Origin of the sequence: Sanyastnella coralliicola, assembly GCF_030845195.1 — a bacterium.
GTDB lineage: Bacteria > Bacteroidota > Bacteroidia > Flavobacteriales_D > Sanyastnellaceae > Sanyastnella > Sanyastnella coralliicola.
The window spans coordinates 620,531-636,361 of the sequence record NZ_CP132543.1 but is presented as its reverse complement, the minus strand read 5'-3'; the positions used below and the strand labels follow the sequence as shown (position 1 = coordinate 636,361).

Annotated in this window: 11 protein-coding genes; 5 read left to right on the top strand and 6 right to left on the bottom strand. The window is 46.9% G+C overall.

Annotated features, from left to right (window positions below):
- Nucleotide 1: 1 nt before the first annotated feature.
- Genes glgB through RA156_RS02660 form a run of 3 tightly spaced genes read right to left on the bottom strand, consistent with a single transcriptional unit; the run spans nucleotide 2 to nucleotide 5,462 of the window.
- A complete protein-coding gene (gene glgB / locus RA156_RS02670; RefSeq protein WP_306642560.1) occupies nucleotides 2–1,927 on the bottom strand; it encodes a 1,4-alpha-glucan branching protein GlgB in 1,926 nt (641 codons plus the stop codon).
- Entirely contained in the window at nucleotides 1,920–3,515 is a 1,596-nt protein-coding gene (locus RA156_RS02665) for a maltokinase N-terminal cap-like domain-containing protein (RefSeq protein WP_306642558.1), read from the bottom strand. The genes glgB and RA156_RS02665 overlap by 8 nt, the downstream gene beginning before the upstream one ends.
- A 9-nt stretch (nucleotides 3,516–3,524) precedes the next feature.
- Nucleotides 3,525–5,462, bottom strand: a complete 1,938-nt coding sequence (locus RA156_RS02660) for an alpha-1,4-glucan--maltose-1-phosphate maltosyltransferase (RefSeq protein WP_306642556.1) — start codon at nucleotides 5,460–5,462, stop codon at nucleotides 3,525–3,527.
- A 191-nt stretch (nucleotides 5,463–5,653) separates the two neighbouring features.
- On the opposite strand from RA156_RS02660, the gene mnmH reads away from it, so the two are divergent.
- Nucleotides 5,654–6,673, top strand: coding sequence for a tRNA 2-selenouridine(34) synthase MnmH (gene mnmH / locus RA156_RS02655; protein ID WP_306642554.1), 1,020 nt, complete (start codon nucleotides 5,654–5,656; stop codon nucleotides 6,671–6,673).
- On the top strand, nucleotides 6,664–7,704 hold the full coding sequence (gene selD / locus RA156_RS02650) for a selenide, water dikinase SelD (protein ID WP_306642552.1): 1,041 nt from the start codon (nucleotides 6,664–6,666) through the stop codon (nucleotides 7,702–7,704). Before mnmH ends, selD begins: the two co-directional genes overlap by 10 nt.
- Here selD and RA156_RS02645 read toward each other — a convergent pair.
- The 3 genes from RA156_RS02645 to RA156_RS02635 form a co-directional block, all read right to left on the bottom strand.
- A complete protein-coding gene (locus RA156_RS02645) occupies nucleotides 7,688–8,065 on the bottom strand; it encodes a response regulator (RefSeq protein ID WP_306642550.1) in 378 nt (125 codons plus the stop codon). The genes selD and RA156_RS02645 overlap by 17 nt on opposite strands.
- Nucleotides 8,058–10,691, bottom strand: a complete 2,634-nt coding sequence (locus RA156_RS02640) for a PAS domain-containing sensor histidine kinase (RefSeq protein WP_306642548.1) — start codon at nucleotides 10,689–10,691, stop codon at nucleotides 8,058–8,060. Before RA156_RS02640 ends, RA156_RS02645 begins: the two co-directional genes overlap by 8 nt.
- An 87-nt stretch (nucleotides 10,692–10,778) precedes the next feature.
- The gene (locus RA156_RS02635) at nucleotides 10,779–11,360 is read right to left on the bottom strand and encodes a Maf family nucleotide pyrophosphatase (protein ID WP_306642547.1); all 582 of its coding nucleotides are present in this window, start codon (nucleotides 11,358–11,360) and stop codon (nucleotides 10,779–10,781) included.
- Between the two features lie 95 nt (nucleotides 11,361–11,455).
- On the opposite strand from RA156_RS02635, the gene guaA reads away from it, so the two are divergent.
- Genes guaA through hemF form a run of 3 tightly spaced genes read left to right on the top strand, consistent with a single transcriptional unit; the run spans nucleotide 11,456 to nucleotide 15,739 of the window.
- Nucleotides 11,456–12,988 carry a glutamine-hydrolyzing GMP synthase gene (gene guaA / locus RA156_RS02630; RefSeq protein ID WP_306642545.1) on the top strand — a complete coding sequence of 511 codons (1,533 nt, stop codon included), beginning with the start codon at nucleotides 11,456–11,458 and terminating at the stop codon, nucleotides 12,986–12,988.
- A 29-nt stretch (nucleotides 12,989–13,017) separates the two neighbouring features.
- The gene (locus RA156_RS02625) at nucleotides 13,018–14,847 is read left to right on the top strand and encodes a LysM peptidoglycan-binding domain-containing protein (RefSeq protein ID WP_306642543.1); all 1,830 of its coding nucleotides are present in this window, start codon (nucleotides 13,018–13,020) and stop codon (nucleotides 14,845–14,847) included.
- Nucleotides 14,837–15,739: an oxygen-dependent coproporphyrinogen oxidase gene (hemF, locus tag RA156_RS02620; RefSeq protein WP_306642541.1), complete on the top strand. Its 903-nt coding sequence runs from the start codon at nucleotides 14,837–14,839 to the stop codon at nucleotides 15,737–15,739. The genes RA156_RS02625 and hemF overlap by 11 nt, the downstream gene beginning before the upstream one ends.
- Nucleotides 15,740–15,831 lie beyond the last annotated feature (92 nt).

Below are 15,831 nucleotides of genomic sequence, written 5' to 3'. Positions count from 1 at the left end.
ATTATTCTTCGTTCATTTCTAATTCAAAAAATAGACACGCCAACGGCGGAAGATCGATCAACACACTGTGTGGTCTTCCATGCCAACCTGTCTCTTCACTTTGGAAAGTTTCGGCCACTTCATAACCGCTTCCTCCAAACTCTTTGTCGTCTGTATTCAATAGAAGCTTTAAGGTGCTATTCGAAGGAACCCCCAGACGGTAACGTTCCCTTACTACCGGAGTTAAGCTTGCAACAACGACAACAGCCTTTCCTTGCTTATCGGTTCTGATAAAGGATATCACGGAGTTTTCATTGTCGTTCCAATCTATCCACTCGTACCCCTCAGGATCATATGCTTTTCCGTACAGCGCAGCGTTTGATCGATAGATTTCATTCAATCGGCTTAGCGTACGCTGAATTCCTTTGTGATCGTCATATTCGGTCAGGTGCCAATCAAGACTCTTCCCGAAATTCCATTCTTCCCATTGCCCAAATTCACTGCCCATGAAGACCAACTTGCTACCAGGATGACCATACATCAAGGCCCAGAAAACGCGGAGGTTTGCGCGCTTTTGCCATGAATCTCCTGGCATTTTGTCGAGCATGCTCTTCTTACCGTAAACCACCTCATCATGACTGATTGGGAGCATGTAATTCTCGCTGAAGGCATAGGTTAAGCTTTGGCTGATCTCGTTGTGGTGATGTGTCCTATGAATAGGATCTCTGGAGAAATACTCCAAGCTATCATGCATCCAACCCATCATCCATTTCAATCCAAACCCAAGTCCGCCCTGGTCTACAGGACGAGTTACACCTGGAAAAGCCGTCGACTCTTCTGCAATGGTCTGTACATCAGGATAATTGCCATAAACGGCAACATTCAAGTCTTTCATGAACTGGATGGCATCCAAGTTCTCTCTCCCTCCGTATTCATTTGGAATCCACTCACCATCTTCACGAGAGTAATCGAGGTAGAGCATACTTGCTACGGCATCAACACGAAGCCCATCCGCATGGAATTGATCGAGCCAAAACAAGGCATTGCTGATCAAGAAAGATCTCACCTCTGCCCTTCCGTAATTGAAGATCATACTCTTCCAATCGGGGTGATAGCCTTTGCGCGGATCAGGGTGTTCATACACTGCAGAACCATCAAACAAAGCCAATCCATGATCATCTGAAGGGAAATGCGAAGGCACCCAATCAAGGATAACTCCGATACCTTCTTTGTGCAGGGTATCTACGAGGAATTTGAAATCTTCTGGAGAACCAAAGCGCGATGTAGGTGCAAAGTATCCAACCAGTTGATAACCCCAACTTGGATCAAAAGGATACTCCATCACAGGCATAAATTCCACGTGAGTGAAACCTAATTCCTTAATGTAGGGAGGTAGCTGTTCAGCCATCTCTCGCCAAGTCAACGGTCGATCTTCATCAGCATTCCAGCGCCAGCTGCCTGCATGCATTTCATAAACAGTCATCGGGCTCTCCAGGCTGTTATGCTGATGACGCTCTTTCATCCAAGAAGCATCTTTCCACTCATACTCTTGATCCCAAATGATCGAAGCTGTATTTGGAGGATTTTCCCAAAGGCGGGCGTAAGGATCACCCTTCTCAAAGTATCCTTTCCCATGGTCAGAACTGATCGCATACTTGTAGCGCTGACCATGGGCAGCGCCAGGGATGAAACCTTCCCAGATTCCTGAGCTGTCCCATCGCACATTCAAAGGGTTTGCTTCGTTGTTCCAAGCGTTAAAGTCTCCGATAACACTCACTTTCGTTGCTCCCGGAGCCCAAACGGCGAAGTAGGTTCCTTCTACGCCGTCTAATGTCAAGGGGTGAGACCCCAGTTTTTCATAGAGTCGAAAGTGCTTTCCTGCTCGGAAGAGCTCGATATCAAACTCAGTCAGAAGGCTGTGGACAATAGTCATTGATTGCTCAGTCATCAAGGTTCATTTGAGTGAAGATTCCTCGAAGCGGAATAATCGCCCAAGCCGGACGAGCATTCAATTCATAACCGAGTTCATAAACGGCTTTTTCGAGGAGGTGATATTTCAAGAGGTATTCTACTTCACCCTTGTATCCAAGATTCAAGCGGCTATCGTACACCACCTCTAGGTAGTATGTCAAGAATAGATTCGTGATCCAGTGGTAGATTCGTTCACCGGTATCAAAAAGTGCGTTTCTCTTTTCCGTCTCGAGATCAAATTCGAAAATCGTCGAATAGATCGCATAGTGGAATGAACGGAACATTCCAGCGACGTCTTTCAACGGACTCTGCTTTACGCATCGATCGTGAATAGTACTCTCTGGTTCACCTTCAAAATCAAGAATAACAAAGTCATCGTCTGATACCAACACCTGGCCCAAGTGGTAGTCTCCATGGATTCGGATGCGTTGGCTGCTCAAACGATCCTCATCAAAAGCAAACACATGGTTTCGAAGATCCGTTTTCTTTGATTGGAAATACTTGGCAAGCTCTTGACCGTATGGCGTAAGCTTGTCAAAGTTATCTTCGAGGAGTCCGTATCTCGCTTCGAATTGATAGATCAAACGGTTCTTCAGCCACACCGAATAGTCGCTGTTGTATGTGCTCTTTCGGAAACGTCGATTGATCGGATCTCCGGAGAGATTAATGTGCATTTCAGCAGTTCGCTGTGCCATCTTGATCACTCCTTGAATCAACTGTTCAGGCAAAATCTTATTCAGCTTCCTTGGCAACTCCTCTTCTTCTACACGCACAAATGGCTTGACGTCTGGTAAGTCTCCCACCTTCATTCCATTAGCATGGAACGCATCAAAAGTCTCCTTCATTTGGTGAAGCATCCATGGCCATGCATCACCTTGATTTTCTACCTTGAGTTGCATCATCCCGAACGAGATGTCATACACACCGGGTCTACTCCACATTATGCTCGCGGCAAACGCGGGAACATTTCGGAATGATGAGTTCTCGGATAAAAACTGAATCATCTCGATATCAGGGTTCTTATCACGGAACAAACGACGGTACAACTTCAGGTAGAAGGTGTCATTGTAAACGATGGTCGTATTGCTCTGCTCAGCATTTAAGACTTTAGTGGTGAAGTCTTCTGGCTTTGAGTATTGACGAAGCGCATTCCCTCGTTCAATGGCAATATGACTGCCATTTCCTGCTGGAATACGTTTTTGCTTCGACATCATCTCGAATAGTCCTTTTCGGAAAGTGTCAATATAAATTCCGTCTACGAGTACCTTTTTGGTTCCTGGGAAATCGCAGATGACAGCACGTTCATCCTCAACATCCTTCTTATCAACTAAGCCAATAGGAAGCAGGTAGTTATGGATGAATCCTTTGTCGTAGAGGATTTCAAGCAGTAGAAAATAGAAGCGCTCGCCTTCTACGTCCAAAGGCAATAAGTGATCAGCAGTGAAGGTCTTGTGCCTACTAGATTTTCCTCCATACCAACGGCATTGAAGTACATAGTCACAGATCTCTTTATTGATGAGCTGCTGTAACCCTTGATCACTCTTTTCTAGCTTATCCCAAATCATCGTTCCGAATTATGAAAGCACAAACAGGTGGTAAGGAGCACTTGGCTCGAGCATGACAAAATGAGAATCTCCATGCCATGTGTAGCGGTGGTCATCTCGGAGATCATGAAGCTCAATGGCTTCGTGCCCTTCCTTCCCAATGTCACCAGGGTTTAGTCGTACCTGACCGGCTTGTGCATGGTGCCCGTCTAATGAAACCACACAAAGCACCTTACTACCGTCATCACCTGTCTTTAGGTAGGCTAGGAGTTGGTCGTTGTCAACATCGATGAATCGAATGTTATTGGTACGCTGAAGTGCTCGTTGCGCCTTACGCGCGTGATTCACCACGGTATACACTTGCGTCACAGGCGTACGCATATCCCAATCCCAGTGAGATACCTGGAACTTCTCGCTATCCAAATACTCTTCTTTGCCCGGAAGACCAGTGTTGACCATCAATTCATACACTGGACCATAGACACCTACGTTGCTACTCAAGGTCGCGGCCAAGAAGTAACGTGTGACGTATTGATGCTCATTGGCATTTTGCAGAGGAAATGGTAGAATGTCAGGAGTATTCGGCCAGAAGTTTGGACGGAAACTCTCGCTGGTAGCGCCTGTAGTGAGCTCATTCATGTATTCAATGATCTCCTCTTTACTGTTGCGCCATGTGAAGTAGGTATAGCTCATAGTGAACCCTAAACGACCTAGTTCTTGCATCACTGCAGGACGCGCGAATGCCTCCGAAAGGAACAATACATCAGGGTGCTTCTTCTTCACCTCATCAATAATCCACTCCCAGAAACGGAACGGTTTTGTGTGTGGGTTGTCTACGCGGAAGACATTAATTCCTTGATCAATCCAGAAGAGCAAGACGTCTAGAAACTCTTGCCACATCGCCTTCCAATCTTCTGTTTCAAACCAGATTGGGTAAATGTCTTGGTACTTCTTTGGAGGGTTCTCGGCGTATTGAATGCTGCCGTCAGGACGTTGTTTGAACCACTCAGGATTTGATTTCACCCAAGGATGGTCTGGTGTAGCTTGAAGCGCGTAGTCCATCGCAATCTCGATGCCTCGTTTCTTCGCTTCCTTAATCAATTTCTTGAAGTCCTTCAGTGAGCCCAATTCCGGATGCAAATCGGTATGACCACCTTCCTTTGCTCCGATGCCCCAGCATGAACCTACGTCTCCCGCTTCAGCTGTCGTTGTGTTGTTCTTTCCTTTGCGGTTCGTGATTCCGATAGGATGAACCGGAGGCAAATACACCGTATCAAAGCCAAACTCTTCAATTCGAGGAAGAAGATTAATGCAATCCTTAAAGGTTCCGTGTCCTTTTTTCCCCGCGCTGCGCGGGAAGAACTCATACCATGTGCTGAATGCCGCTTTCTCACGGTCGACATAAATGCGAAGTTCGCCTTCGTTATAAGCAACGAACGGACGATTTGGGTATGCTTCAAAAAGAGCCGTGAGTCTTTCACTCTTGGCTAGCGAAATGGCATGATCAATATTCTCTTTGTCTGAAAACGCCTTTTTACATTCTTGGACAAATGCCTTCTCTTCTCCTTTCGTTTTCTTCTGAAGGAATGACATAAACTCGATTCCTTCCATCAATTCTACAGTAACATCTACCCCGGCATCCGCTTTCTTGGTAATTCCATATTGCCAATAAAGCGCACTGTCTGCCCAGCCAGCGACACGATAGCTATACCAACCTTGCTTCTCCACTGTGAAGGTTCCAGTCCAACGGTCTGCATTATCTAATCTTGCAGGTACCTCTCGCCATTTGCGCTCAGACTGATGTTTGTATTGAATCGCAGCGCGAACGATGTCATGTCCATCGGCAAATACATCGGCCCAAACAGTGACGGTTTCGCCTACGACGCGCTTGATTGCGTATCTGCCACTTTCAATCGTTGGCCATACATCGCGAACAACAGTTCGCACTTGTCCTTGAATTCCTTTCATACTTCAGGTGATTCACCCTCTCAATTTAACACTCTACACACTAATCCTCAGCACCTTGAGGGAAGCTTCGAGGCAAAATTACTAATACTTAGTGTACACTTGACACTTTGTTCAAAAATGTAACAGGAAATTAAGATTTCAAGGGGCCCTTCTGTTCGCTGACGCGCTCTGAAAAACCCTACCTTCGCCACATGGTGATTTCCCCCCAAGAATTCCTAAACCTAGAACTCGACTCTCCTATTCTGGATGTCCGTACACCAGCAGAGTTTGAGGAGGCGCATATTCCGGGGGCGATCAATCTTCCCATTTTCGATAATAACGAACGCGCCTTGGTTGGAACGGTCTACAAAAACCACAGTCCAGATCAAGCGCTTAAAATCGGATTGGACATCGTAGGTCCTAAGATGTCTTCCTTCGTCAATTCAGCCCAACGTTTAGCTCCAGAAGGCAAAGTGCGTGTGCATTGCTGGCGTGGCGGCATGCGTTCAAACTCGATGGCGTGGTTGTTGACTACAGCTGGATTCCAAGTTGACGTGCTCGAAGGAGGCTATAAGGCCTTTCGCAATGAGATCCGACGAGCTATTTCAAACGACTTTGACTTTCGAGTACTAGGAGGCTTCACAGGAAGCGCGAAAACCCAGGTTCTTCATGCTATGAAAGAACAAGGAGCTCAGGTGATTGATTTAGAAGGTATTGCCAAACACAAAGGGTCTTCCTTTGGAAACCTTCTCGAAGAAGAGCAACCGGGAACAGAAGCATTTATCGTAGAAGTCTGGGACGTCCTTCGCAGACTCGATGCCAACGAGGTGATCTGGATGGAAGATGAAAGCAGAACCATTGGACGCGTATACGTGTCTGATGAACTCCTCTTTCAGATCAAGAATTCTCGTTTGATTTTCATCGAACGAACCATGGAGCAACGAGCAGAATTCCTAGCCGAAGACTATGGTAACATTGATCCCGATCTCTTGAAGTTAGGATTCGAACGAATCACCAAACGACTCGGCGGACAAAACGTACAACTCGCCCTCGAACTGATCGATCAAGGTGATCTTGCAGGCGCTGCCACCATCGGTTTGCGTTACTATGATAAGACCTATTCACACGGACTTAGCAAACGAGAAGAAGAAAAAGTTCAGACCTTTGACGGCAAAGGAATGAACCCCGAAGAAACAGCCAAAGCGCTGCTTGCCTCAAACATATGGAAGTAAAACTCACCCAATACAGCCATGGAGCCGGATGCGGATGCAAACTCTCTCCTGCTGTTCTTGATGATATCCTCAGTAAAGTAGATCGTAGTCAGCATTTCCCTGGGCTCCTTGTTGGAAACAGCTCCAAGGATGATGCTGCCGTTCACGACCTTGGAAACGGTCAAGCTGTAGTCAGCACAACAGACTTCTTTATGCCAATCGTAGACGATGCCGCCGACTTCGGACGAATCGCCGCAACGAATGCGATCAGTGATATCTACGCTATGGGTGGTACGCCAATGATGGCCATCGCTATTCTTGGTTGGCCGATAGACAAACTAAGCACTGAGGTAGCTGGTCAAGTACTAGAGGGCGGACGAGAAGTGTGCTCAGCTGCAGGCATTCCATTGGCTGGCGGACACAGCATTGACAGTCCGGAACCTATTTTCGGATTGGCTGTGACAGGTATCGTTGGAGTAGATCAGCTGAAACAAAACGACAAGGCGAAGGAAGGTGACATTCTTTTCTTGACAAAGGGTCTTGGCGTTGGAATGATCACCACTGCACAGAAGCGATCATTAGCTTCTGATGAACACGTGGAAGCTGCTGTGAACAGCATGAAAACCTTGAACAAGATTGGTGCTGAGTTGGGGAAAGTTGATGGCGTCAACGCCATGACAGATGTTACAGGATTTGGTTTACTGGGTCACTTAAGCGAACTGACTACAGCGGCCGGCTTAAAGGCAGAGATCAACTTCGCATCGATCCCGACGGTCTTGGATCGTGAGTCATTGCTACACTACCATACGCAAGGGGCTATTCCGGGTGGAACCAAGCGGAACTTCGCGAGTTATGGTCACTACGTTGAGGCCAATGAAGGGTTTGAGCGCGATCTTCTATGCGATCCTCAAACGAGTGGCGGTTTGTTGGTAAGCTGCGATCCTTCAAGTGCAAATCAAGTGGCTGCACTATTACAGCAGCACGGATTACATCATGAAGCGATTGGAAAAATGGTCGCGGGAGAAGCAGGCAAGATCAGTGTGATCGCTTAGCGTTCTCAGCTTTGATTTGATCGATGAGACTCCATTTATCTACGGGTTTAGCGTGATAAGCATCAAAGCCCACCTTAATAATCTCTTGTTCTTCACCGCTTCCTGCAAAGGCTGTCACGGCGATAAAGCGCGAATCAACCGACGGAAATTCTTTACGCATTTGCTTCAACAACGCGATTCCGTCTAAGTCGTCAATTCCCAAATTGATGTCTAATAACACCACGTCGAACTCCCCTTCTTTCATCAACTTCAATGCATCACCTGACGTAGCGGCCATGGTGACATCAAAATCTTCATGAAGGTATCTATCGAGTACGAGACGGTTTATCTTATCATCTTCTACGTAGAGTACCTTAATCATTGGTTGTATTGGTATACTTTGGCAGACGTACGTTAAACGAGGTGCCCATCCCCTTGGTACTCTGCATTTCTATGGTTCCATTGGCCAATTCCACAAATCGTTTTGTGATCGCCAATCCTAATCCAGTTCCTTCGTAACGGCGGTTAAACCCTGAACTCTCTTGTTCAAAGGGCTGGAACATTCGGTCGAAGTTCTCTTCCGCAATTCCGATCCCCGTATCACTTACTTGTATAGACAAGTGAGTGCTGCCTTCTTCCCGAAGCACGACCGAAATCCGTCCTTCATCAGTAAACTTAATCGCGTTACCAATGAGGTTATTCAAGATCAAATTCAATACGCCGGGAGCGACCATCACCTCACTCTTTGGTGATATTTCCGCGTCGAATATGAATTCTAGTCCTTTCCCTTCCGCTGAGAAGATGAAAGGCTTCACGATGCGTTGTGCGTTATCGAGCAAGGCCGTTCTTTCTTGATGTGCTTGTGTTTTGCCGGCTTCTAACCTGGCCATGTCCAAAATACTGTTTACCGTATCAAGGAGTCGCATGCTCGACTCTTTCTGTATCCCCGCGTATTCTTGGATTTGCTCTTCGAGTGATTCGTGGCTAATGAGATTCGAAAGGCCGATGATACCATTGAGTGGCGTACGTATTTCATGACTCATGTTTGCTAAAAAAGCGCTCTTCAAACGACCAATTTCTTCTGCCGTTTCTTTCTCCTTTTCCAGCTTCATAGTAAACTGCCAACGATCCATGAGGTATTGTCGTTCAAGGCTGACATCTCTGACCACCATGACAATTCCAGACACCGCCGGAGTATTCATTCGGTTGGAGACATGTACCTCGAGCCATTTTCTGTCATTGGATTGCTTGCAAGGGGTGTAGAACACAATAGATCCTTGTTCATTCACCTGAAGCACATCAGAGAGTAATGTGCTCAAATCAGCAGGCGCTATCCCGAGTAAGAAATCTATTCTGTTCCCTTGCACTTGTTGATCACGAAGACCAAGTACATTGTTGACTGATGAAGTCGCATACTGAACAAGTCCTTCTTCGTTTACGAGGAATACGGCGTCTAATCCATCCTCGAGAAGAACACGCTGGCGATCTTCAAGGCTGCGCTTGCTTTGTTCGAGCTCTACTTCAAAACTCACATCCCTGGCCATAACCAAGATGTATTCATCTTCACCGGCGATGTTTTGCATCAAGCTCAGGTGAAGGTTACCATAGCGAAGTGATCCATCCTTTCCGACAAATCGCTTCAAACGCGGAAACTCGGTCTTGGCGATGTAAGTCGCACAATCAGAATCTGGAACGTCTTCTGGATGGAGAATTTCATGAACATTCGTTTGCCTCAATTCTTCGTTTGAACGAGCCGTCAATTTCTGATAGGCTTCATTCGTTTCGATGGCGAATCCTTCCAGGCTGTAGACCGCTATTCCATAGGAGTTGTTCTCAAAGAGCTTGCGGAAACGAGACTCAGTATCGATCAGGTTGATCTCGCTTGTTTTGAGATCAGTAATGTCTTTGAAAGTGATGACCAAATCGGCTTCTTCGCTCTCCTTTCCAGGAATGACAAGCGGACGAATTTCGCAGTTTAACCAATGTGGTTTTCCATCAATTTTAGCAAAAGACTCATGTGAGTTCAACTCTCCACGCAGGAAGCCATCCACCAAATCTTTCAGGTGACATTCTCCCACATGCAATTGATCCGTACTCATCCCTGCAACCACATCTACCCCTTCTACTTGATAGAAGAGTTCTTTTGCGAGGGAATTGATCATGATGATCTTTCGATCGGTCTTAAGACATATAATCGAAAGGCCCGTTGCCTCATAAACCGCTTCTAGGTACGAGCGCTGACGTTCGTTCTCCAGAGATAGTCTCTTCTCTTCGGTGATACACTTCGATACCCCGAGCACACCCGCAAAGTCTCCATGCTCATCTGAAATTGGACAGGTAGTCACACGTACCCATACATCACCGTCTTCGGCTTGCTCATGGCACCATTCGGCTTTCCTGAATGCTTCACCTGTTCGATGCATCTCTTCATAGATAGCCACATCAAAGCCAGGGCCGAGTCGATCAATATGCGCCCCTAACATTTCTGACTTTGGTAATTTAAAAATTCGCTCAGCTCCTTGATTCCAGTAGAAAATCGTCCCAAACTTATCGACTGCAATAATGCTATCCTGGATTTGATCGAGTAGCATAGACTGCAACTTGAAATCGTGCCGGATTTTTTGCTCTTGTGTAACATCGGAAATCGTCGCAATCACCAAACCTTGTGATTCCACTTTTTCTGAAGGGCTTACGACCAGTCGAAAAAACTGCATCGCCTTGTCTGACTGATCTTCAAGAAGAAGTTCAGTTGTGCGTTTGTATGACACAGCATCCTGCATTGCCAATTCAATGCGTTGAATAGTGTGTTGACCAAATCGATGAAAAGTAGCTTGATGATCTTCAGGAAATCGTGAATCTGTTCTAAGCATATGCTGTGCACCCAAGGACAGAATGATCTCGCCGTCGTTCATATCGCGAAGAATCGTTCCGGTATTGGTCGCACGTTCCGAGGTACGGAACAGCATATCCACAGCATCAGGGTGGAGATATCCCTTTACAGACTTCATAGAGTTAATTTCAGACTCCTTTAAGTTACGTCTTTACAGGGACAATTTCCAGTAAATGCGCGAATTACACATCCCCCTAAGTGAGGATTAGAACTTCGCTAATTCGGAGTAGACCTTATGGAGGGGGAAGCCCATGACATTGTAGAATGACCCATGCATGTCTTCAATTCCAACGAAGCCGATGAAGTCTTGAGCGCCATAGGAGCCGGCTTTGTCGAAAGGTTGGTGAACGTCGATGTAGTAGTTGATCTCTTCGTCTGTGAGTTCTCGAAAGGTAACATCCGTCTCATCGTGGAGTACTACTTTCCGCGTTAGCGAAATCAAACAAACGCCGGTAATCACAGTATGCGTTTGCCCCGAAAGTAGTTTCAACATGCGCACTGCGTCGTCGCGATCTTCAGGCTTGTTGAGGATATCACCATTGAGGTAAACGGTGGTATCGCCTGTGATGACGACCTCATCTTCTTTAAGGTCCTCAAGGAAAGCATTGGCTTTCTTCTCTGCCAAATAACGCGCTACCTCTTCACGCTTGAGCTCCGACGAAAAATCCTCTTCCACTTCCTTGGTACGAATCTCTACTTCGATACCTAATCCTTGGATGAGTTGTTGACGTCGCGGACTCTTGCTTGCAAGGATCACACGCTTCCCTTCGAGATTGCTTAAGATCATGCCGCGAAAATACATCCATAAAGTGGGCATACAAAGTTGAAAAGAAGCGCCTCAAAAGTTATGCTGAGCCTAATGCAAAGTGTAATTTTGCGCCCATGCACGAGAAGATCCTCATCCTTGACTTCGGGTCACAGTACACTCAGTTGATCGGACGCCGAATTCGCGAACTGAATATCTATTCAGAGATCATTCCATGGAATAAAGCGCCTGAGCTTGATGAATCCGTGAAAGGCGTGATTCTTTCAGGGAGTCCGTTTTCTGTGAGAGATGAAAAATCTCCAACTCCTGATCTTGATCGCTACCGCGGAAATGTTCCAATGCTCGCCGTATGTTTCGGAGCACAATACATCGCTCAGAACTACGGGGGTTCAGTAGAAGCCTCAAATACCCGTGAGTACGGACGCGCTCATCTAGCTACGATTAATACGGAGAGCCGACTACTTCAAGGCATGACTGAAGGGTCTCAGGTGTGGATGTCGCACGCTGACACGATTCAATCCATTGGCGACGATTACCGCTTGATTTGTTCTACGAATGACGTCAAGTATGCCGGTTTCGAAAGCACGACTGACGAAACTTTCGCCATCCAATTCCACCCTGAGGTTTACCACAGTGAAGAAGGAACAAAACTCCTCGAAAACTTCACCGTGAAGATTTGTGGATGCGCTCAAGATTGGACACCACAATCGTTCATCGATGAAACCGTTGGCAAACTCAAGGACAAGATTGGCAACGACAAGGTTGTTCTTGGATTGAGTGGTGGTGTTGATTCATCAGTGGCAGCTGTTCTCTTGCATCAAGCCATCGGAAAGAACCTCTACTGCATCTTCGTAGACAATGGGCTACTCCGTAAAAATGAATTCGAAGACGTACTTCAGAGCTACCAAGACATGGGCTTGAATGTAAAAGGAGTGCGCGCTGCCAATCGTTTCTATTCCGCGCTAGCGGGAATTTCAGACCCCGAAGGAAAACGAAAAGCCATTGGTAAAACCTTCATCGAAATATTCGACGACGAAGCCAATCAGATTTCCGACGTGAAATTCCTTGGACAAGGAACTATTTACCCTGATGTGATTGAATCAGTGAGCGCTACAGGTGGACCTAGTGCGACAATCAAAAGCCACCACAACGTTGGCGGATTGCCAGACTTCATGAAATTGGAGGTTGTGGAGCCACTTCGCCTACTATTCAAAGACGAAGTTCGCCGTGTAGGACGTGCATTAGGCATCAAACAATCCATCCTTGGAAGACACCCATTCCCAGGTCCAGGACTCGGAATTCGTATTCTCGGTGATATTACTGAAGATAAAGTGCGAATACTGCAAGAAGTGGATCACATATGGATAAATGGACTTAAGGCACACGATTTGTATGATGATGTATGGCAGGCAGGTGCTATCTTGCTTCCGGTGCAAAGTGTGGGCGTTATGGGAGATGAACGCACTTACGAACAAGCGGTAGCACTGCGCGCGGTTTCTTCTACTGATGGAATGACCGCAGACTGGTGTCATTTGCCTTATGAATTCCTTGGAAAGGTTTCGAACGAGATCATCAACAAGGTTAAAGGCATTAACCGCGTTGTATATGATATCAGCTCGAAACCCCCTGCGACGATCGAATGGGAGTGACGAAGCTGATCAGCAACGTCTCAAAGACAATGAAAAGACTACTGACATACCTACTTTGCTCGCTGATGCTACTGTTGGTCGCTGACCTTCAAGCTCAAGGTGACAAGGTGACTATCGAGAAAAACGGTAAGACCTACTACGTGCATACAGTAGAGCAAGGTCATACGCTGTACGGTATTTCTAAGCTGTATAACACTACCGTGGAAACCATCACCGCCGAGAATCCAATGGCGAAGAATGGACTTCAAATTGGTCAAACCCTCTACATCCCAGCTCAAGGAGAAGTCAACAGCGATGTTTGGACGAATCCTGTGCGCATTGAAGGCGGGTTTATGATTCACCGCGTAAAGAGAAAGGAGACGCTTTACGGTATTAGCCGTCAGTACAATTGCGATATCAACCGCATTCTAGAACTGAATCCAGGTGTCGAACTAAGCCTACAGCCAGGCACAGAATTGAAGATCCCTCAAAACGATCTTGACATGCCGTCAACAGAGGTTATTGAACCAGGGCCTAATGACGGTTGGGAAAAGCATCTCGTTCAAATGGGAGAAACCCTTTACGGTATCTCTCGAAAGTACGGCGTTGACCCAGACGAAATTGCGAAGTTGAATGATGGCCTGCCAGAAGGACTGAAAGCCGGAGAAGAGATTTTGATCCCTATTCGCAACGAGCTTTTTGTGCAGCAAACTGAGGAGATTGAATACAATCTTGAAATGAAAGACACGGTATTCATTAAATCACGTTACAACGTGGTCGTAATGATGCCTTTTGGCTTGCAAACTGCTTTCATTAAAGAAGGAGAAGAAGGATACGATCGAGAAGGAAAAACGGAACGTCTCCGCGAAATTTCAATGAGCTTCTACCGCGGAATGACATTCGCCTTAGATAGCCTTCAGAAACGCGGCGCGAATCTCAATGTGACTTTCATTGACGCGACAACTGAGGCCGATGTATTGGCCGCACTGCAACGCGATGAAGTGAAGAACGCTAACCTCATTATCGGCCCACTTCAGCGCAAGTCCATCGAGAAAGTTTCTTCTTACGCGTCACGTAAAGGGATTCACGTTGTTTGTCCTGTACCGCAGTCGAACAAGGTTCTCTTGAGCAACCCGAATCTCAGTAAGGTGTTTCCTTCTATGGAGTCGGAAATGAAGGCCATGGCAGAGCATGTAGCGAATACGCATGCCGGTGAAAACGTCATCCTCATCAACAGTAAAGATGTGAAGGATGCTCGTATGGTGCAGCTCTTCAAGAAGTACTACGATCAAGCCTTGAAAGCTTCTCCGAACATGACGCTTAAGGGCTACACCGAGATCGAAGGAAGTAGCAAGTTCGTTGGAGAGTTTGAAGCGAAGCTGAGCAAAGCGCAACGCAACATTATTGTGGTTCCGGCTGGAAACCAGAGCCGCAGTATGATTGCCAATTTGCAGAGTAAAATTCAACTTCTAAATGAAGAAGAATTCCAAGTCTTGGTATATGCTCCAGATGATTGGTTGAACTACGACTTCTTGGATATCACATACAAGAATCGAACGCAATTGGCTGTACCTTCAGCACAATACCTCGATTACGAAAACCCTTCGGTAACGCACTTTGCTGATGCATACCAAAAGGAGTTCCAAGTAGACCCGAGCAAGTACGCTTTCCTCGGGTATGACATCATGATGTTCTATGGCTGCGGATTGATCCAATACGGTATCAACTTCCCGAATAACTTCGAGTCTATCGACCTAAGCGGCCTTCTTCATATTGCCTTCGATTACCGCAAAACGGGAATGGAAAGCGGGTATGAAAACGAACACGTCTACCTGCTTCGTCACCACGAAATGAAACTGGAAAATCTCCATGCCCACTAGACAAGAGATCACCTCGGCATATCAGTCGATTCAAGATGAGATCTGTTCCGCGCTAGCGGAATTTGATGGAAAAGGAACATTCAGAGAAGATTCATGGAACCGCGAAGGCGGAGGCGGAGGTCGGTCACGCGTGATGCGTGATGGCGCCGTTATTGAGAAAGGTGGAGTGAACTTCTCAGAAGTCCATGGGGTTTGTTCGCCTCAGTTGAAAGCCCAGCTTAAAAACGATTCTGAGACCTTCTTTGCCACTGGGGTGAGCATTGTACTTCATCCGAACAACCCGCCAGTTCCCATCATTCACATGAACATTCGCTACTTCGAATTGAGCGACGGGACGTACTGGTTCGGCGGCGGAATTGACCTGACTCCACACTACATTGATCGTGACGAAGCACGCTTCTTCCACGAACAAATGAAAGGCGTGTGTGATCGATTTGATGCAGCCTATTACCCGAAATTTAAAGACTGGGCAGACAACTACTTCTACCTCCCGCATCGCAATGAAACACGCGGTATCGGAGGTATCTTCTTCGATGACCTCGGACGAGAAGGCGGCAACAAACAAGACTTCTTTGACTTCGCTTGCGCCGTCGGACGAACTTTCGCTCCTACGTATATCGCTATCGCGGAAAAGAAGAAAGACCTTCCTTTCACATCTTCAGAAAAAGAATGGCAACTCCTACGCCGCGGACGCTACGTTGAGTTCAACCTCGTCCATGATCGCGGCACCCGCTTCGGCCTCATCTCCAACGGACGAACAGAGTCGATCCTCATGAGCCTCCCTGCTACTGCCAACTGGGAATACATGCACGAACCGGAAGAGGGTAGTCGTGAGGCGGAGACGCTTGCGGGGCTGAGGAAGGGGATTGATTATCTGGGTATTAGAAAATGACACATACACCGGCGTCCGGCGTCCGGCGTCCGGCGTCCGGCGTCCGGCGTCCGGCGTCCGGCGTCCGGCGTCCGGCGTTGACCCGTCCTAAA